The 16,796-nt window shown below is 69.7% G+C and carries 17 protein-coding genes; 9 read left to right on the top strand and 8 right to left on the bottom strand.

Features of this window, described 5'->3' with window-relative positions; translation table 11 throughout:
* Positions 1-58 precede the first annotated feature (58 nt).
* Positions 59-991 (bottom strand): SDR family oxidoreductase, encoded by a 933-nt coding sequence (locus ABD832_RS08475; RefSeq protein ID WP_344890803.1) that lies wholly within the window; start codon positions 989-991, stop codon positions 59-61.
* Between the two features lie 232 nt (positions 992-1,223).
* Between ABD832_RS08475 and ABD832_RS08470 the strand changes: the two genes are divergently transcribed.
* Entirely contained in the window at positions 1,224-2,066 is an 843-nt protein-coding gene (locus tag ABD832_RS08470) for a helix-turn-helix transcriptional regulator (RefSeq protein ID WP_425582574.1), read from the top strand.
* A 212-nt stretch (positions 2,067-2,278) separates the two neighbouring features.
* Here the strand turns inward: ABD832_RS08470 and ABD832_RS08465 are convergent, their stop codons facing one another.
* The gene (locus ABD832_RS08465; protein ID WP_344890800.1) at positions 2,279-2,935 is read right to left on the bottom strand and encodes a winged helix-turn-helix transcriptional regulator; all 657 of its coding nucleotides are present in this window, start codon (positions 2,933-2,935) and stop codon (positions 2,279-2,281) included.
* A 426-nt stretch (positions 2,936-3,361) separates the two neighbouring features.
* Here ABD832_RS08465 and ABD832_RS08460 point away from each other — a divergent pair, with 426 nt between their 5' ends.
* Both ABD832_RS08460 and ABD832_RS08455 read left to right on the top strand, forming a co-directional pair.
* Positions 3,362-3,718 (top strand): hypothetical protein, encoded by a 357-nt coding sequence (locus tag ABD832_RS08460; protein ID WP_344890797.1) that lies wholly within the window; start codon positions 3,362-3,364, stop codon positions 3,716-3,718.
* A 55-nt stretch (positions 3,719-3,773) separates the two neighbouring features.
* Entirely contained in the window at positions 3,774-4,124 is a 351-nt protein-coding gene (locus ABD832_RS08455) for a VOC family protein (protein WP_344890794.1), read from the top strand.
* 33 nt (positions 4,125-4,157) lie between these two features.
* Here ABD832_RS08455 and ABD832_RS08450 read toward each other — a convergent pair whose 3' ends face one another.
* The gene (locus ABD832_RS08450; RefSeq protein ID WP_344890791.1) at positions 4,158-4,526 is read right to left on the bottom strand and encodes a hypothetical protein; all 369 of its coding nucleotides are present in this window, start codon (positions 4,524-4,526) and stop codon (positions 4,158-4,160) included.
* A gap of 699 nt (positions 4,527-5,225) precedes the next feature.
* Here ABD832_RS08450 and ABD832_RS08445 point away from each other — a divergent pair.
* On the top strand, positions 5,226-5,717 hold the full coding sequence (locus ABD832_RS08445; RefSeq protein WP_344890789.1) for a hypothetical protein: 492 nt from the start codon (positions 5,226-5,228) through the stop codon (positions 5,715-5,717).
* Between the two features lie 103 nt (positions 5,718-5,820).
* On the opposite strand, the gene ABD832_RS08440 is transcribed toward ABD832_RS08445, so the two are convergent.
* A complete protein-coding gene (locus tag ABD832_RS08440; protein ID WP_344890786.1) occupies positions 5,821-6,399 on the bottom strand; it encodes a hypothetical protein in 579 nt (192 codons plus the stop codon).
* A gap of 285 nt (positions 6,400-6,684) precedes the next feature.
* Here ABD832_RS08440 and ABD832_RS08435 point away from each other — a divergent pair, with 285 nt between their 5' ends.
* Positions 6,685-7,155, top strand: a complete 471-nt coding sequence (locus ABD832_RS08435) for an NUDIX hydrolase (protein WP_344890784.1) — start codon at positions 6,685-6,687, stop codon at positions 7,153-7,155.
* Between the two features lie 31 nt (positions 7,156-7,186).
* On the opposite strand, the gene ABD832_RS08430 is transcribed toward ABD832_RS08435, so the two are convergent.
* From ABD832_RS08430 to ABD832_RS08415, 4 genes are all read right to left on the bottom strand, one after another.
* Complete coding sequence (locus ABD832_RS08430; protein ID WP_344890781.1) at positions 7,187-8,128, bottom strand: NAD-dependent epimerase/dehydratase family protein; 942 nt, start codon at positions 8,126-8,128, stop codon at positions 7,187-7,189.
* Between the two features lie 95 nt (positions 8,129-8,223).
* Positions 8,224-9,285 (bottom strand): 2-oxoacid:ferredoxin oxidoreductase subunit beta, encoded by a 1,062-nt coding sequence (locus ABD832_RS08425; protein WP_344890778.1) that lies wholly within the window; start codon positions 9,283-9,285, stop codon positions 8,224-8,226.
* Complete coding sequence (locus tag ABD832_RS08420; protein ID WP_344890775.1) at positions 9,278-11,131, bottom strand: 2-oxoacid:acceptor oxidoreductase subunit alpha; 1,854 nt, start codon at positions 11,129-11,131, stop codon at positions 9,278-9,280. The genes ABD832_RS08425 and ABD832_RS08420 overlap by 8 nt, the downstream gene beginning before the upstream one ends.
* Positions 11,132-11,476: 345 nt before the next feature.
* Positions 11,477-12,868 (bottom strand): polysaccharide deacetylase family protein, encoded by a 1,392-nt coding sequence (locus ABD832_RS08415; protein ID WP_344890772.1) that lies wholly within the window; start codon positions 12,866-12,868, stop codon positions 11,477-11,479.
* 413 nt (positions 12,869-13,281) lie between these two features.
* Here ABD832_RS08415 and ABD832_RS08410 point away from each other — a divergent pair, with 413 nt between their 5' ends.
* The 4 genes from ABD832_RS08410 to nuoH are packed head-to-tail and all read left to right on the top strand — an operon-like array spanning position 13,282 to position 15,759.
* A complete protein-coding gene (locus ABD832_RS08410; protein WP_344890770.1) occupies positions 13,282-13,653 on the top strand; it encodes an NADH-quinone oxidoreductase subunit A in 372 nt (123 codons plus the stop codon).
* A 53-nt stretch (positions 13,654-13,706) separates the two neighbouring features.
* Positions 13,707-14,204: an NADH-quinone oxidoreductase subunit B gene (locus ABD832_RS08405; protein ID WP_425582573.1), complete on the top strand. Its 498-nt coding sequence runs from the start codon at positions 13,707-13,709 to the stop codon at positions 14,202-14,204.
* Entirely contained in the window at positions 14,197-14,781 is a 585-nt protein-coding gene (locus ABD832_RS08400; RefSeq protein WP_344890767.1) for an NADH-quinone oxidoreductase subunit C, read from the top strand. Before ABD832_RS08405 ends, ABD832_RS08400 begins: the two co-directional genes overlap by 8 nt.
* 21 nt (positions 14,782-14,802) lie before the next feature.
* The gene (gene nuoH / locus ABD832_RS08395; protein WP_413224890.1) at positions 14,803-15,759 is read left to right on the top strand and encodes an NADH-quinone oxidoreductase subunit NuoH; all 957 of its coding nucleotides are present in this window, start codon (positions 14,803-14,805) and stop codon (positions 15,757-15,759) included.
* Positions 15,760-16,796 lie beyond the last annotated feature (1,037 nt).

Genomic DNA, 16,796 nt, shown 5'->3' with positions numbered 1-16,796 from the left:
CAGACCGTGCAGAAGGGCCGGCGGCACCCGGAGTACTGCCGGCGATCCGCTCCGGGGGTCAGGCGGTGAACCGCACGCCGACCAACCGCTCGGATTCCTCCCAGAGCCTGCGCGCGTCGTCCATGCTCCGCATCGTCGGCCACGGCTGCTTCAGCAGAACGGGCGGTCCGCCCATCGTGCGTTTCGGACCGTAGAACCGGTCCCCTCGCGACGCGGGGTCGGTCGCGGCCATCACCGCGGGGAGCGCGGCGCCGGCCACGGTCCCGGTGATGCCGAACCGCGACAGGACGCGGATCATGCGTCGCCCGCCCGTCTCCTTCTCCCTGCCCATGCCCGGCTGCGCGGCGAGCAGGTTGGTGGGCGAGACACCCGGGTGGGAGACGTTGCTGGAGATGCCCCAGCCGGCGGCCCGGCTGCGGGCGTCGAGTTCGCGGGCGAACAGCGCCACCGCGATCTTGGACTGGCTGTAGGCCTTCATGACGTCGTAGCCGGTCTCCCAGTTGAGGTCGGCCCAGTTGATCTCACCGCTTCTGGCCGCGATGCTCGTCTGATGCGTGACCCGCGCTCCACCTGCCTTCAGCAGCGACAGCAGGCCCAGGGTGAGCGCGAAGTGGCCGAGATGGTTGGTGCCGAACTGCAGTTCGAACCCGTCCTTCGTTGTCTGGTGACTCGGGGGTGTCATCACGCCCGCGTTGTTCACGAGGATGTCGATCGCGCGATCTTCGCTGTTGAGCTGATCGGCCAGCGCGGCGACGGAGTCCAGCGACGACAGGTCGAGGGCTCGAGTCGTGACCGTCGCGCCCGGCACCTGCGAGCGGATGCGGGCCGCGGCACTCTCTCCCTTCGCAGGGGTACGCACGGGCATGATCACCTCGGCGCCCGCTCGGGCGAGGCGGGCGGCGATCACCTGCCCGATTCCGTCGCTCGCGCCCGTGACGACAGCGAGCTTGCCGGTCAGGTCGGGGATCGTCATGTCCGTCGTGCGTGCCATGTGGGTTCCTTCGTCAGGTGGCGATCAGCCACGGGCCGGCGTGTGAGCACCAGACTGCCGTCCTGTCGCCGGCGGATTCAGGGCCGCCTCATCCACTGATCGCCGATCCATGCCCGGGTCCCTCACCAGGAGGAAGCAGGGTGTGAGGGGTGGACCGGCAGGTCGTGGCTATCGCGCCGTCAGGAGAGTAGAAACGACCCGAACCGAACACGCGAGCACGGGCGAGGGGAACATGATGATCGATCGCGCAGGACTGGCGACGTTCCTCCGACGCAGACGGGAGTCGCTGCAGCCCGAGGACGTCGGGCTGTCACGCGGACCACGAAGGAGGACCGACGGGCTGCGGCGTGAGGAGGTCGCCGCACTCTGCCACATGTCGACCGACTACTACGCCCGTCTGGAACGAGGGACAGGGCCGCAACCGTCGGAGCAGATGATCGCGTCGATCGCGCAGGGTCTGCATCTGTCACTGGACGAACGCGATCACGTGTTCCGGCTGTCCGGCCACAACCCGCCCTCCCGCGGAGCGACCAGCGATCACGTCAGTCCGGGTCTCCTGCGCATCCTCGACCGCCTCCACGACACGCCGGCCGAGGTCGTCACCGAGCTCGGCGAGACCCTCCGGCAGACCAGAATGGCGATCGCGCTCACCGGTGACGCCACGCGGTTCACCGGCCCGGAACGCAGCCTCGGGTACCGGTGGTTCACCGATCCCACGGCCGGAGCGGCGTATCCGCCCGAGGAGCGATTGTTCCTCTCCCGTGTTTACGCCGCCGGGCTGCGAGAAGTCGCCACGCTGCGCGGTCCGGACTCGAAGGCGGAGCGGCTGGCCGCCTTGCTCCGCGAGCAGAGCGAAGAGTTCCGCGACCTCTGGGACGGTCACGAGGTGGGCATCCGCCCCACTCGGCTCAAGCGCTTCGTACATCCCGAGGTCGGGATGCTCGAGCTCAACTGTCAGACACTCCTCGACCCGGACCAGTCCCATCGTCTCCTCGTCTACACGGCCGAGCCGGGCAGCGAGAGCCATGAGAAGTTGCAGCTGCTCGCGGTCATCGGCGCCCACGCCGTACCCTGACCGAGATCGTCGCGCTGTGCCGGCGTGGAGACCGCTCGGCCGGCCAGGTGGCGGCAGCCTCGATCCGAGCGGGACCACGGTCCGCACCTGAATCCCGCGAACGCCGAGCCCCCGAGCCCATCCACGAGGACGACCATGCTGCCGCGTGGCCGAAAGCCCTGATGTGTCCACCGAACCGGGGCAACTCCAGCGAATCATTCTGTCAAGAGTTCTCAGACCGTGCCCGGCGTCGCGGACTCCGCGTACAGCAGCCGTCTGAGGGCCGGAAGGTCGCCCACGAGGGTCGCGCTCCCTTCGGTGAGCGCGGCGTCGAGCGAGGCCGGATCGGCCAGCAGGCCGCCCAGCGTCTTGGGGTCCGTACGAAGTGAGATGTCGGCGGTGGCGGGTTCACCGCTCTGCACCTGAACCTTTCCGGAGTCCGTGCGGACCGTCCAGACCGAGCCGTCGAGGTCGAGGCGGCAGACGATCGGCGGCGCGGCCGGATCGGGACGGACGTGATCCCGCAGGAAGATCAGCACCGAGGTGGCGCTGAGCGAGGCGGGCTCCGGAGGGCTGGGGGCGTCGATCCCCCAGTCGCTCAGGGCCAGCACGACCGGTTCGAGCCCGCGGCCCCGCTCCGTCAGCTCGTAGACCTGCGGACCTGCCGTCGACGCCAGTCTGCGGCGGCGGATCACCCCGTGGTGCTCGAGTTCCCGGAGCCGATCGGCGAGCAGGTTCGAGCTGGCGTTGGGCAGGGCGTGCCGCAGCTCGGAGAAGCGCCGGGGCACCAGGAGCAGTTCCCGGACGACCAGCAGCGCCCACCGCTCCCCGACGACGTCGAGAGCCCGAGCGATCCCGCACGAGTCCCGATAGCTACGGCTGGTCGGCATGGTCACCTTCCCCTCGTCCACCTTGATCTGAAACTACCACTCACGAAAGTTGCTTTTAACAACGCGACTCCTCGGTGAGCCGCCCGCGCCGTCGCCCCGGCCGACGGCCGAGGCGTCCGCCGGGCGGCACTTCCGCTCCCGGTGACGCCGAGGACCCGAGCCGTCCCACGGGAGGTTCCGGCGATCACGGCTGGTCCGCCTCCTTCGTCATGGTTCTAAACAGAAACCAATTTAGGTTGCTTTTAACAACCTACCGTGGTTATCGTTCAGTGCGACCTGGTGAGACCAGGCGAGATTCGGACGGCGGCGCGAGGGCTCGGAGGACGGGGTCGTGCGACGCCCCGCGTCCCACTCCGAGATCACCGGACCGATCCGGTGGTGGAACCCGCGCCAAGGTCGCGACAACCCGGCATACAGGAGCCCGCAATGAGCACTTCACTTTCGACCGAGGCCCCGGCCCCGGCGCAGAAGCCCCGGCACGCGACGGTCGTGGACCCCGACGCGCACCAGGTCCTCTTCGAGAACGAGCACGTCCGGGTGATCCAGGCGCGCGCCTCTCACGGCTGGGAGAGCGCGATGCACTCGCATCCGCCGATGCTGGTGGTCAACCTCGGCTCCGGACGGCAGAAGGTGACCTGGGCGGACGGGACGACGCAGCTCGTGGACCTGAACCCCGGTGCGGTCGTCTGGCAGGACGAGGGGTTCGACCACGCCTGGGAGCTGCTGGCGGGCGAGGTGAACGTGGTCCTCGTCGAGGTCAAGTCCGCGAACGCCGAACGATGAGCGCCAGGCGACGGCCTCCGCCGCGACCTGTGATCACACAACGAGGAGATCCGACATGACGACGCTGAAGCCCGGCAGCATACTGCTCGGCACGACCCGTCCCGCCGAGCTGCGGGCCTGGTACGTCAAGACGCTGGCGCCGGAGTTCACCGGTGAGGGCGCGATCGACCTGGGCGGCTTCCTGCTGGCCATCGACGGGCGCGACGACGTCGAGGCGAAGAACAACGAGCCGGGCCGTACGATCGTCAACTTCCACGTCGACGACTTCGACGCCGTGGAGGCCCGGCTGAAGGCGGCCGGTGTGGAGTGGATCTCGGTCGCGGACCGGCCGAAGGGCAGGTTCGGCACGTTCGCCGACCCCGACGGGAACTATCTGCAGATCATCGAATGGAAGAAGGACGCCTGAACCGGACGTCCCCGCGTGCCCGGCCGGTACCTCTCACCGGCCGGGCACGCGACCGTTCACGGGAACGCGGATCGGTGCGACCTGGTCTGCGCGCAGGAGTACGCGCTCGGTGTCCTCTACGCTTTCGCCGCCCAAGGGCTGCCGAGCCTGGCTGACCCGGGCTACGAAGGCGCTGGGACCGGCATCCACACTCCCGTCAAGCAGCCCGCCGACGGCCGCCCACTCGGCATCAGCAACCGTACCTACGACTTGCTCCTGCGGTCGCTCCGCAGCCTCGGCGAACGCGGCTTCGCCCTCCTTGCAGGCCGCCGGCGCGTCCTCCACCACGTCACCGCGTGCCCACGCAAAATCGGCGACATCGCCAAAGGTGCATTCGTACTCACCCAATTCGAACACCGACACATATATGGATAAGATCATATCAGTATGGCCATAGTGGCATTATCTTTTCATAATCCCATTATTGCCGCTTATTGTGCACTGTTGGCGATCTTGCCCATACGGTGGTAGTCGTAGTTGATTATTCCGTATTTGGGCGTGCGTGACGACACGCCCTGCGGTGAGGCCGGGAGGGCCGGTCGGTAAAGCATTCAGTGATTTCCTGACACAACGTACTCGTGGCCATACTCTCAACCTCCATGTCCGAGCCTGACTCGACCTACATGCGAACAAAAGCCTGCAGGGCGACCCCTGCACCCTGGCTCTGCCTGCCGGATGAGACGGTGCTCACCCATCACGCTTTTCATATGGACAGATACATAGAAGCGCCTAGATACGATCGAGAACGGGATGTTTCTCTCTTGACGGGCAAGCTCGCAGTCGAGCAGGCCAGCCGCTACCGAAGGCGCGTGATAACCGCCAGAGCGCTCGAGTCGGCCTCCGTACGGTATACATCGGCCGGTAGGCTCCGGGCGGAGGGATTCGCGGTCGTGCACACTCCGGGACGCCTGCTGGGGAGATGCGGGGCTGATCTGCAGCATGTTTCTATCGTTTGGCCGAATGGCGATCCCATCAACCGCCAGGACATTCCCTGGCCACCGGCCGTGTCGGAACGCTTCGTGCAGTGCTTCAATGGGTACCAGTGGACGGGAGGTGAGACGGATGAATCTGGACTCGCTCATCAAGCGAGGCAATCTTCCATGGCGTCCGAGGCTGGAAGTGGTCGATCTTGATGTCTGGCACGAGTACGAGATCCCGTTGACGGGAACCTTCCGCGTGAACGGCGATCTCGTCCTGTTCGCTCAGGTACTGGAAGGCTCTCACGGCCTGTCCGCCTGGGCCTACGTCCACCTGGACGACTCCGAGGCTCGCGAAGTGGCGGGCGTGGCATTCGATTCCCTGGATCATCTGGACAGCTTCGTCGAGGCCAGATTCCTTGGCAGAGAGGCCGTGCTGGCCCTGGCGATGGAAGATCGAATCGACAAGTGGACGCGAAGCAGAGTCGTCGGCGGACTGCTGTCGGCCGTCGAGAGCTTCATCAACGACGTGATCAAGGACACGGCGACCACCGCGAAGGTGCCGGACCCCAAGGAGCGCGTCCTGGCCAAGATCGCGGGCCTGGAGGCTGCGAGATCCCAGCTGGCCCCTGCCTAGCCGTTGTGAGAACATTCGGAACCCCTGGCCGTCTGACCAGGGGTTCCGTCGTCGATCTATCCTCGCTCGATGGCTGAGGTTTCCGAGGCGGGTTCGGGAGCGGTCAGCTCAGCCTGAACGAGCTGGCGCGCTTGTAGCAGCCGTAGTGGCCGAGGTGACCGTACCTGTCGATCCACCGCTTGCCGGCGCAGTCCCGGACGAGGTCGATGTCGGTGTGGAAGAACACGTCGCAGTGCGTGCCGTTGCCCATCCTGGTGTTCACCGAGCTGACCCGGTCGCCCCAGCCCATGTGGTCGAGCCTCTTGAACTCGTAGTCGGCCCTGCCGGAGGTGCTCCTGCTGCAGTCGCGGGGGACGGAGATGGTGAGGGTGTCGCCGCGGGAGTTGTAGTTGATCCAGTCGTAGAGCACGGCCACGGCGTAACCGGCCGCGTTGGCGACCTTGATCGCCCTGGACAGGCTGCCGTAGCAGCCCATCCCCTTTCCGTACCTGTCGGCCACGCAGTGGCTGGCCGCCGCGGAGCCGGTGGACACCGAGCCCGGCACCGCCGGCACCGCCGACGCGGCCGGTGCGGACACCGAACTCGTCGTGGACGGCGTGGCCGCCATCGCCGTGCCGGACGCGGGTACGAGGCCGGCGCCCATGGCGAGCAGGCAGGTGAGTCGAACGGCGAGCTTCCTCATGCGGATCCCTTCATGGAACGTCCGGCGCCATCCCCGCTGGGAAGGCGGTTTCATCGTTTCCCTGTTTCGGATACCGGGAGTTGTTCCTGTGGCGGGATCCACGGTCACGGATCGCTCGGAGCGTCCACAAGGAGATCCTGTTGTCAGCCTGTTCGAACGGGTTCCCCGTACAGGCGTACACGCCGTCTGACAGGTGATCCGGACGGCCCGGCCCCCCGGGACGGCGGTCAACCATGATCGGTGACACCGATGTACGGGCCTCGGGTGCCGGGGTAGCGTGCGGTGATGAGCTTCCGGCTGGCGGCGTACGCCGTGTGCGTCGAGGGCGGACGGGTGCTGCTCGCCTGCCACGTGGGACCGAGGGGCGAGCGGACCTGGACGCTTCCTGGCGGGAGGGTCGAGCACGGGGAGGATCCGTTCGACGCGGTCGTCCGGGAGGTCGCCGAGGAGACCGGCTGCGACGGGGTGGTCGAACGCCTGCTGGGCGTGGACTCCAGGCTGATCCCCGCGGCCGACCGCCTGCCCGGCCTGCCCGATCACCAGAACGTCGGCGTCTTCTACCGGGTGCGCATCACCGGTGGCCGGCTGCGGCCCGAGCCGAACGGCGAGACCGCAGAGTCGGTGTGGACCCCGATCCCCGGCGTCGCGCGCCTGTGCCGGTCATCCCTGGTCGACGTCGGCCTCGCCCTGGCACGCACTCTTCCGGCGACCGGCCACGTCGATCCCGTCCCGGTCGGCGGCCTGATCCGGCACTGAGCGCTCGCGGCGACGGTTCGGCACCGTCCGGTCAGCCGTTCTCGCGGGCGAACCAGTCGACGGTCCGGCGCAGGCCCTCCTCCAGGCCGACGGCGGGCCGCCAGCGGAGGATCTCCTCGGCGGCGGTCAGGTCGGCGATCCTGGCGCTGTCCAGGGGACGGTCACCGAGCGCGCCGTAGCGGGGACGGGCCTCGGCACCGGTGACACCGCCGACGATCCGGACGAGCAGGTCCACGGTGTCGCGGATGGAGGTGCCCTCTCCCGAGCCGATGTCGAAGGTGCGGCCCGCGGCCTGCGGGGTCGCGCCCGCCGCGAGGAAGGCGCCGACCACGTCGTCGACGTGGACCCAGTCGAGCTCGCGCGTGCCGCTGCCGAGCTCGGGCTCCCGGCCGCGCAGCAGCGACAGCGTCACGTACGGGACCAGCTTGCGGACGTCCTGGGGGCCCGGCCCGTAGACCATGCCGATCCGCAGGGTGCTGACCTGGACGTCCCACAGGTGGTGGAACATCCGCGCGTACCCCCCGGCGGCCCACTTGGAGGCCGCGTACGGCGAGGACGGGGCCCGCTCGCCCTCGTCCGGCCGGAGCTCCTCCAGGGAGCCCGCCAGCACCACCCGGGTCCCCGGGGTGGCCGCGACCGCCGTCAGCAGGTTGACCACGCCGGTGAGGTTGCTGTGCAGCATCGGCAGCACGAGCCCGGGATCCCTGGCCCCGGCGACCTCGCTGGCCAGGTGGAACACGACGTCCGGGCGGACGGAGCGGACGAGCCCCCCGACCGCGTCCGCGTCGGCGACGTCGGCGACGTGCCAGGTCTCGCCGTGCTCCGAGCCCTCCCTGGCCCTGCGGCCGACGGCGTGCACCCGCGCGCCGAGCTCGCCCAGGCGCCTGACCAGGTGGGTCCCGATGAAGCCACCGGCCCCCGTCACCAGCACGGGCCTGGCGCGCCAGTACGTCCCCGCCACCGGGTCGGCCATGTGCTTCCTCCTGGTTCGGGGGATTCGGGGGGAGCAAGCGGTAAGGCCCGCTCCGAGGAGCGGGCCTTACCGTGTGGTCGTGCGCGTGGTACCGGTCAGCCGATGCGCCAGGTGTCCCCGGCGAGCAGCAGGTCGTTCAGGTCACCCGGGCCCTTGTCCCCGACGGCCTCCTGGAGCTGGGCGGCCATGAGCTCGTCGTAGGACGGGCGGTCGACGTTGCGGAAGACGCCGATCGGGACGTGCTCGAACGAGGGCTCGTCCAGCCGGGAGAGCGCGAACGCCAGCGACGGGTCGGCGCGGCGGGCGTCGTGGACGAGGATCTCCTCCTCGCTCACCGCCGACCTCGGGACGACCTCGATGCCGCCGTCGGCCGCCCGGCGCACGGCCTTGGAAGCCGAGGCGATGGGCATGCCGTGCTCCAGGCGCAGCGTGATCTCGTCGCGCTGCTCCGGGTCCTTCAGCGGCTCGAAGGCGTTGTCGTTGAAGATGTTGCAGTTCTGGTAGATCTCGACCAGCGAGGTCCCCCGGTGCTCGGCGGCCTCGCGCAGCACCGACTGCAGGTGCTTGCGGTCGGAGTCGATGGTCCTGGCCACGAAGGACGCCTCGGCGCCGATGGCCAGCGAGATCGGGTTGAACGGCTTGTCCAGCGACCCCATCGGGGTCGACTTCGTGATCTTCCCGACCTCGGAGGTCGGGGAGTACTGCCCCTTGGTCAGGCCGTAGATCCTGTTGTTGAACAGCAGGATGTTCAGGTTGACGTTGCGGCGCAGCGCGTGGATCAGGTGGTTGCCGCCGATGGACAGCGCGTCGCCGTCACCGGTGATCACCCACACCGACAGGTCGGGACGGGACGCGGCCAGGCCGGTCGCGATCGCCGGGGCGCGCCCGTGGATCGAGTGGAACCCGTAGGTGTTCATGTAGTACGGGAACCGCGACGAGCAGCCGATGCCCGAGACGAACACCATGTTCTCGCGCTTGAGGCCGAGCTCGGGCACGAACGACTGGACCGCGGCCAGGATGGCGTAGTCACCGCATCCGGGGCACCAGCGGACCTCCTGGTCGGACTTGAAGTCCTTCATCCCGAGCTTGACCTCGGACTTGGGGACCAGCGACAGTCCGCCGCCGCTTCCGGGGAAGGACACTTCGGTACTACTCACTGTCGATCACGTCCTGAATAACGCCGGCGAGTTCCTCGGCCTTGAAGGGAAGCCCGCGCACCCGGTTGTAGCTGATGATGTCGACCAGGAAGCGAGCGCGGAGCAGGAGCGCGAGCTGGCCGAGGTTGATCTCCGGCAGGAGCACCTTGTCGTAGGCGCGGAGCACCTCGCCGGTGTTGGCGGGCAGCGGGTTGAGGTGGCGCAGGTGGGCCTGGGCGACCTTGCCCCCGGCCTTCCTGATGCGCCGCACCGCCGCCGCGATCGGCCCGTACGTGGACCCCCAGCCGAGCACCAGCACGCGGGCGTCGCCGTCGGGGTCGTCCACCTCCAGCGCCGGGATGTCGTTGGCGATGCCGTCGATCTTGGCCTGGCGGACCCGGACCATCCGGTCGTGGTTGCCGCCGTCGTAGGAGATGTTGCCGGTGTTCTCGGCCTTCTCGATGCCGCCGATCCGGTGCTCCAGGCCCGCGGTGCCGGGGATGGCCCAGGGGCGGGCGAGGGTCTCGGTGTCGCGCTTGAACGGCAGGAAGGTCGTGCCGTCCTCGGCGTTCGGCCCGGAGGCGAACTCGGTGGAGATGTCGGGCAGGTCGGCCGCGTCGGGCACCTTCCACGGCTCGGAGCCGTTGGCCAGGTAGCCGTCGGAGAGGAGCATGACCGGGGTGCGGTACTTCACCGCGATCCTGGCCGCCTCCACCGCGGCGTCGAAGCAGTCCGACGGGGTCGAGGGGGCGACGATCGGCAGCGGCGACTCGCCGTTGCGGCCGAACATGGCCATCAGCAGGTCGGTCTGCTCGGTCTTGGTGGGCATGCCGGTGCTGGGACCGGCCCGCTGCACGTCGACCACGAGGAGCGGCAGCTCGGTGGTCACCGCCAGGCCGACGGTCTCGGCCTTGAGCGCGACACCCGGCCCGGAGGTCGTGGTGACGCCCAGCGCCCCGCCGAAGGCCGCGCCGAGCGCCGCGCCGACGCCCGCGATCTCGTCCTCGGCCTGGAAGGTACGGATGCCGAACCGCTTGTGCCGGGAGAGCTCGTGCAGGATGTCGCTGGCCGGGGTGATCGGGTAGGACCCCAGGAAGAGCGGGAGCCCGGACTGCACCGAGGCGGCGATCAGGCCGTAGGCGAGCGCCTGGTTGCCGGAGATGTTGCGGTAGACGCCCGGAGGCAGCTTGGCCGGCTTGATCTCGTAGGAGACCGAGAACGACTCGGTGGTCTCGCCGTAGTTCCAGCCCGCCTGGAAGGCCGCGATGTTGGCCTTGGCGATGTCGGGCTTCTTGGCGAACTTGGTCTCCAGGAACTGGATCGTCGCCTCGGTGGGCCGGTGGTAGAGCCAGCTCAGCAGCCCGAGGGCGAACATGTTCTTGGAGCGCTCGGCGTCCTTCTTGGACAGCTCGAAGCCCTCCAGCGCCCGGACCGTCAGCGAGGTCAGCGGCACCGGGTGGACCCGCCACTCGGCGAGCGAGTCGTCCTCCAGCGGGCTGGCGTCGTAGCCCACCTTCTGCAGGTTGCGCTTGGTGAACTCGTCGGTGTTGACGATGATGTCGGCGCCGCGCGGCAGGTCGGACAGGTTGGCCTTCAGCGCGGCGGGGTTCATCGCGACCAGGACGTTGGGGGCGTCACCGGGGGTCAGGATGTCGTGGTCGGCGAAGTGAAGCTGAAAACTCGACACGCCCGGCAGGGTGCCTGCGGGGGCGCGGATCTCGGCCGGGAAGTTGGGGAGCGTCGAGAGGTCGTTGCCGAACTCCGCGGTTCCGGCCGTGAAGCGGTCACCGGTCAGCTGCATGCCGTCGCCGGAGTCCCCGGCAAACCGGATGATCACGCGGTCGAGTTGCTGAACCTGCTTGGTCACAGCTCAGTCCTCCTCGACGCGACAGCGCGCCGTTGTTCGTGGCACATTCTTTTTTCCATGCTAGATCCTCGGGGTGACGCGTAGTCTTTTCGCGCTCCACTCGGCGGAGGAAAGTGACCTTTGTCGCATTGTCCTCGGCGGCCTTGAGTCGAAGCCTGGGGGCGTGCGTGCACGGCGCATCGCGGGCGTCCACCGGCCCGCGGAGAGGTCACGATCGCGGACGGCCGGCCCGACACAGCCCGGCCGCGATCCTGCACAGGTCGACGTGCAGGCGGCCGAAGAGGACGGTTGTGGTCACGCCGTCTAATATATGTCCCGTCCCCGAGCGGCTCTCATCGCCTCCGGCTATGGCCTCATAGCCCCAGGGTATGACGCGGGCAGCCGTTCGGGCGCCTCGGGGGCCGCCCCGGAGTCGTAGATCCAGCCCGGCCGCATCGTGCGCCCACCGTACAGCTCGGGGACGGTGACGAAGGTGTAGCCCGCCTCGGTGAGCCTGCGCAGGATCTCCGGGGCCGCGTCCACGGTGGGGTCGTGGAAGTCGTGCATCAGGACGATCGACCCCGGGCCGGTGCGTGCCACGACCCGGCCGGCGATCGCCCCGGGGTCGGGGTCGTTGCGGTCCTCGGCGTCGGCGTTCCAGCGGACCACGGCCATGCCCAGCTCGCCGGCCACGGTGGCGACCCGCTGGTCGGTCCCGCCGTAGGGCGGGCGCATCAGCGTGGGGGCCTGGCCGATGGCCTGGGCGATCGCGTGCTGCGCGCGGCTGAGCTGGGAGGTGACCATGAGGGTGGTCAGCCTGCTCAGGTCGCGGTGCGACCAGGTGTGGTTGGCCACCAGGTGCCCCTCGTCCCGCATCCGCCGCAGCAGGTCGGGACGGGCCGAGGCACTGGAGCCGAGGCTGAAGAAGGTGGCCCTGGCCCCGTACCGGCCGAGGACGTCGAGCAGCCGCCCGGTGCCGGGGCCGGGCCCGTCGTTGTAGGTCAGCGCCACGCACCGGGCCCTGGTGCAGTCCACGCCGCCGGCCTTGGAGCTGCGGGCCGGGGGCTTGTCGGTGCTCGCCGCGAGCATGTCCTGCTGCGCGCTGCCGGACGGCCCGGGCGCCGACAGGACCGCCCGCCGCGCGCGCAGCCCGATCGGCGACAGCAGCGGCTCCGAGACGGCCGACGGCACGGCGACCGCCACCCGGCCGGTGTCCCTGGGGCCCGCCTGCCCGTCGTCGAACTCCACGACGAGGTCGCCGCGCGGGTTGAAGACCAGGGAGTCGAACATCCTCGGGTCGGGCCTGAGCGGGTCGAGGCGTACCGGCGTGCCCCGCCGGGTCATCTCGTCTTTGACCGCTCCGGCCAGCGTGGCCAGCGCGACGTCGTCCCTGATCAGGTCCGCCGACGCCATGACGCGCCGGTCCGCCCGGTCGTACCAGAGGGTGGTGCGGGACTCCCGCCAGCCCGTGTCCATGGACCGGCCGATGCGCAGCCGTACCCCCAGGACCTCCTTTGAGGCGGCGGCCAGCATCCAGTCCACGTTGAACTCGGGGGCGGCCGTGGTGTCACCGGGGTTCTTCCGCCAGGTGAAACGGTGAAGCTCGTCGTCGACCGTGTCGCGGAGCCGGTCGGTGAGCCGGGGGGCCCCGGCGAAGGCGGGGTAGGCGGCGTGCACCCGCCGGCCGCCGCTCTCGCCGGTGCTCAGCGTCCTGGCGGTCAGACCGTGGACGACGGACGGGTCCACATAGTTGATCATCGTTGGTTCCGAGGGCAGGGTCCGCGTGATGGGGGAGGCGGTGGCTGCGCCGCAACCAGCGAGCATTGCGACCATCCAGGCGATTCCTCCGATGAATCGCTTTTGTGGCATGAATAGAGGCTAAACGTACCAATGAGGTATTTACCCTTATTTGATATTAAGTGCACGGAGGCTTTAGTCGTTCCGTTCCCCGAACGAGCGCCGGTCCCGGCCCGCGTTCCGGCCCGGACCGGGCCCCGCACGGGGCCCCGCACCGGGCCCGCCCCCGCCCTCGTCGCGGTCCCGGCACCGCGCCGGCCCGGAACCGGTCCCGGCCCGGGGCCGCCTCCCGGTCCGCTGCGTGACGGCGGCGGTGGATCCTGCTATAGGTAGGACGAGGGAGCTCCGCCGCGCGGATCCCGGGAGGAGGAGCCATGAGCGGATATTTCGGCTCATATGTGGTGGTCCTCGCGCTGTTCGCGATCGGCCTGCTGATCGTCGCCGGAGCGCTGCTCGTCAACCGGGCGCTCCGTCCCAGCCGCCCCACCCACGAGAAGCTGCTCACCTACGAGTGCGGCGTGGACCCGGTCGGCGACGGCTGGGCGCAGTCCCAGATCCGCTACTACGTCTTCACCTACCTGTACGTGGTCTTCGCGGTGGACGCGGTCTTCCTCTTCCCGTGGGCGACGATCTTCGCCGCGCCGGGTTTCGGGGCGGCCACCCTGGCCGAGATGTTCGTCTTCCTGGGCTTCATCGCGCTCGGCATCGTGTACGCCTGGCGCAAGCGCGTGCTCACCTGGACCTGAGTCCCGGCGGGCCGCCGGAGCGCGGGCGCCGACACTGAAGGAGAATGCGTGCCATGGCGGATCTCCCGATGCCCACCGTGGGGCCGGTCTCGCGGCTGGCCCCCAGACCCATGCGCTTCATCCTCAACTGGGGACGGCGCTACTCGCTGTGGGCGTTCAACTTCGGCCTGGCCTGCTGCGCGATCGAGTTCATCGCGACCTCGATGAGCAGGCACGACTTCATCAGGTTCGGGGTGATCCCGTTCGCCAACGGCCCCCGGCAGGCCGACCTGATGATCGTCTCGGGCACGGTGACCGACAAGATGGCGCCCGCGGTCAAACGGCTCTACGAGCAGATGCCCGACCCCAAGTACGTGATCTCCTTCGGCGCCTGCTCCAACTCCGGCGGCCCCTACTGGGACTCCTACTGCGTGACCAAGGGCGTCGACCAGATCATCCCGGTCGACGTGTACGTGCCCGGCTGCCCTCCCCGGCCCGAGGCCCTGCTCCACGGGATCATGATGCTCCAGGAGAAGATCGCGGCCGAGAACCTGGGGGATCGCTATGCCTGACCTGCCCGACGTCACGCCCGGGACCGGATCTGCGGCGGGGTTCGCGACCGGTCTGGCGCGGGACGGGCGCGCCCGGGTGTCGGAGTCCTTCGGCCAGACCACGGTGGACGTCGGCGCCGGGGACTGGATCGGCGTGCTGACCTCGGCCCGGCAGGCGGGGTTCGAGTTCTTCGACTGGCTGACCGCGGTGGACGAGCCCCCGGAGGAGTTCGAGGTCGTCGCCCACCTGTTCGCCCCGGCCTCCCGCTCGCACCTGCTGCTGCGCACCCGCCTGCCGCGGGCCGACCCCCGGCTGCCCACCGCGGTCGGGGTCTTCCGCGGGGCCGACTGGCACGAACGCGAGACCTTCGAGATGTTCGGCATCGTCTTCGAGGGCCACCCGTACCTCGTGCCGCTGCTGCTGCCCGAGGGCTTCGAGGGGTTCCCGCTCCGCAAGGACTTCGTCCTGGCCGCCCGGGTCGCCAAGGCGTGGCCGGGGGCCAAGGAGCCCGGCGAGTCCGACCACGGCTCGCCGAGCCGCCGCAAGACGCTCCCGCCCGGGGTACCGGCCGGCTGGGGACGCGACCGTGGTGCCTGAGACGCCCCGCCGGAGGTGCCCGTGATCGCCGAGGTGCTCGACGCCGCCGTCCGGCTGCTCGTGATCGTCACGGCCTTCCTGGTGCTGCCGCTGGTCGCCGGGCAGATGGAGCACAAGGTCATGGCGCACATGCAGGCGCGTCTGGGCCCCATGTGCGCCGGGGGCTTCCACGGCTGGGCCCAGCTGGTCGCCGACGGGGTCAAGTTCATGCAGAAGGAGGAGATCGTCCCGGCCGCCGCCGACCGCCGGGTCTTCGCCCTGGCTCCCGGGGTCGCGCTGATCCCCTACCTGCTGGTGATGGTCGTGATCCCGGTCGGTCCCGGCCTGGTCGGGGTGGACCTGGACGCCGGGCTGTTCTTCGTCCTGGCCGTGATGGGGGTCGGCGTGCTCGGCTCGGTCATGGCCGGGTGGTCGTCGGGCAACAAGTACTCGGTCCTGGGCGGGATCCGCTCGGCGGCCCAGCTCATGTCGTACGAGCTGCCGCTGGTGCTGGCCGCCTCCAGCGTGGCGATGGCCGCGGGGACGCTCTCCCTGCCGGGCATCGTGCAGGCCTGGCAGTGGTGGTGGCTGCCCTGGCAGGCGATCGGCGCCGTGGTCTTCTTCGTCGCCGGGCTCGCCGAGCTGCGCCGCCCGCCGTTCGACATGCCGATCGCCGACTCCGAGCTCGTCATGGGCCCGATGACCGAGTACACCGGCATGAGGTTCGCGCTGTTCATGCTGGCCGAGTACGCCGGGATCGTCGTGGTGTCCGCGCTGACCACCGTGCTGTTCCTGGGCGGCTGGCAGGGCCCCTTCCTGCCGGGCCCGGTCTGGACGCTGCTCAAGGTCTTCCTGCTGGTCTTCGTGATCATCTGGCTCCGGGTGAGCTACCCGCGCCTGCGCGAGGACCAGCTGCAGCGGCTCGCCTGGGTCGTCCTGGTGCCGCTGGCACTGGCGCAGCTCGCGCTGACCGGGATCGTCAGGGTCGTCGCCGGCTGATCCCGCGTCGTTCCTCGCCGGTCCTCGCGCGATCGGGCCGCCGTACGCGATGATCTGACGTTCGAAGCGCCCACGCCGGGCAGGGAAGTAATACATTCTGTGACGCCACCTGCCAAGGACGGAACGCATGACCCTCGCGCTTGCCGTGGAGAACGACGAACTGGTCGTCGACGTGCCGGAACATCCACCGGTGCGGCTGCCGCTGACCGGCGAGGTCCGGGCGCGCACGATGCTGATCTTCGGCTACCCCGGCAGGGGCAGGACGAGGTACGGCCTGGCGGTGCTGGACGACTCCGGCCTGGTCATGCTGGAGGCCCCGGGTGCCCGCTCCCGGGAGGAGGTGGAGGCGTTCGCCGCGGCCAACGGGCTGGAGTTCGAGTTCCGGACGTTCGACACCCCGCAGCGCGCCAGGGTCGCGCTGGCCCGCCGGTCGCCCCGGTGGCGCGCGGTGACCTGGCGCCGGGCCCCCGCGCCGCTGCCGCGCCTGCGCGTGCCCGGCGCGCGAAGCCTCAGGCCGCCCCTGAGCTCGCCCAAGGTGTGGTGGCGCGAGCAGCTGCTGTACGTGCTCATGTGGGCCGTGCTCGCCTACGGGGTGGCCTTCGTGGCGCTGGTGCTGCTGAACCTGACCGACACCCGCGCCGACGTCACCCGGGGGATGGGCCCGCTCGGCATCGTCGCCCTGGTGCTCGCGGGGCTCACGGTCGTCGGGGCCGTCGTGGTGGTCGGGATCGGACGGCGCAGGACCCGCAGGCAGACCGCGCAGGGGCGGGTCCTGCGGCGGGAGGGGCAGCCGCACTGCCGCCTGGTGGTCGTCCACGAGCGGCTGCTGCTGGAGACCGCGCGCAGGACCCGGGAGCTGGAGGCGTCCGAGCTGCTGCTGTACTCGGCCGAGTCCGGGGTGAGCGGCCTGCTGGTGGGCGGGGGGGCTCTTCCACCTGCCGGGCCGCTGGGACCCCGAGGAGGTGGAGCGCTTCGCCTCCGGGAACGATCTGCAGCTCCAGGTCCGCGCGCTGACCCACGAGGAGTACCTGACCCTG

The organism is Streptosporangium longisporum (genome assembly GCF_039534895.1).
Lineage (GTDB): Bacteria > Actinomycetota > Actinomycetes > Streptosporangiales > Streptosporangiaceae > Streptosporangium > Streptosporangium longisporum.
Note: the sequence above shows the minus strand (reverse complement) of the source record. Positions and strands in the feature narration are given on the sequence as shown.

What these genes read in the sequence shown, in the direction of transcription:
- ABD832_RS08475 (WP_344890803.1), bottom strand. Translation starts at nt 991, where the DNA reads ATGGCACGCACGACGGACATGACGATCCCCGACCTGACCGGCAAGCTC.
- ABD832_RS08470 (WP_425582574.1), top strand. Translation starts at nt 1,224, where the DNA reads ATGATGATCGATCGCGCAGGACTGGCGACGTTCCTCCGACGCAGACGG.
- ABD832_RS08465 (WP_344890800.1), bottom strand. Translation starts at nt 2,935, where the DNA reads ATGCCGACCAGCCGTAGCTATCGGGACTCGTGCGGGATCGCTCGGGCT.
- ABD832_RS08460 (WP_344890797.1), top strand. Translation starts at nt 3,362, where the DNA reads ATGAGCACTTCACTTTCGACCGAGGCCCCGGCCCCGGCGCAGAAGCCC.
- ABD832_RS08455 (WP_344890794.1), top strand. Translation starts at nt 3,774, where the DNA reads ATGACGACGCTGAAGCCCGGCAGCATACTGCTCGGCACGACCCGTCCC.
- ABD832_RS08445 (WP_344890789.1), top strand. Translation starts at nt 5,226, where the DNA reads ATGAATCTGGACTCGCTCATCAAGCGAGGCAATCTTCCATGGCGTCCG.
- ABD832_RS08440 (WP_344890786.1), bottom strand. Translation starts at nt 6,399, where the DNA reads ATGAGGAAGCTCGCCGTTCGACTCACCTGCCTGCTCGCCATGGGCGCC.
- ABD832_RS08435 (WP_344890784.1), top strand. Translation starts at nt 6,685, where the DNA reads ATGAGCTTCCGGCTGGCGGCGTACGCCGTGTGCGTCGAGGGCGGACGG.
- ABD832_RS08430 (WP_344890781.1), bottom strand. Translation starts at nt 8,128, where the DNA reads ATGGCCGACCCGGTGGCGGGGACGTACTGGCGCGCCAGGCCCGTGCTG.
- ABD832_RS08415 (WP_344890772.1), bottom strand. Translation starts at nt 12,868, where the DNA reads ATGATCAACTATGTGGACCCGTCCGTCGTCCACGGTCTGACCGCCAGG.
- ABD832_RS08410 (WP_344890770.1), top strand. Translation starts at nt 13,282, where the DNA reads ATGAGCGGATATTTCGGCTCATATGTGGTGGTCCTCGCGCTGTTCGCG.
- ABD832_RS08405 (WP_425582573.1), top strand. Translation starts at nt 13,707, where the DNA reads ATGGCGGATCTCCCGATGCCCACCGTGGGGCCGGTCTCGCGGCTGGCC.
- ABD832_RS08400 (WP_344890767.1), top strand. Translation starts at nt 14,197, where the DNA reads ATGCCTGACCTGCCCGACGTCACGCCCGGGACCGGATCTGCGGCGGGG.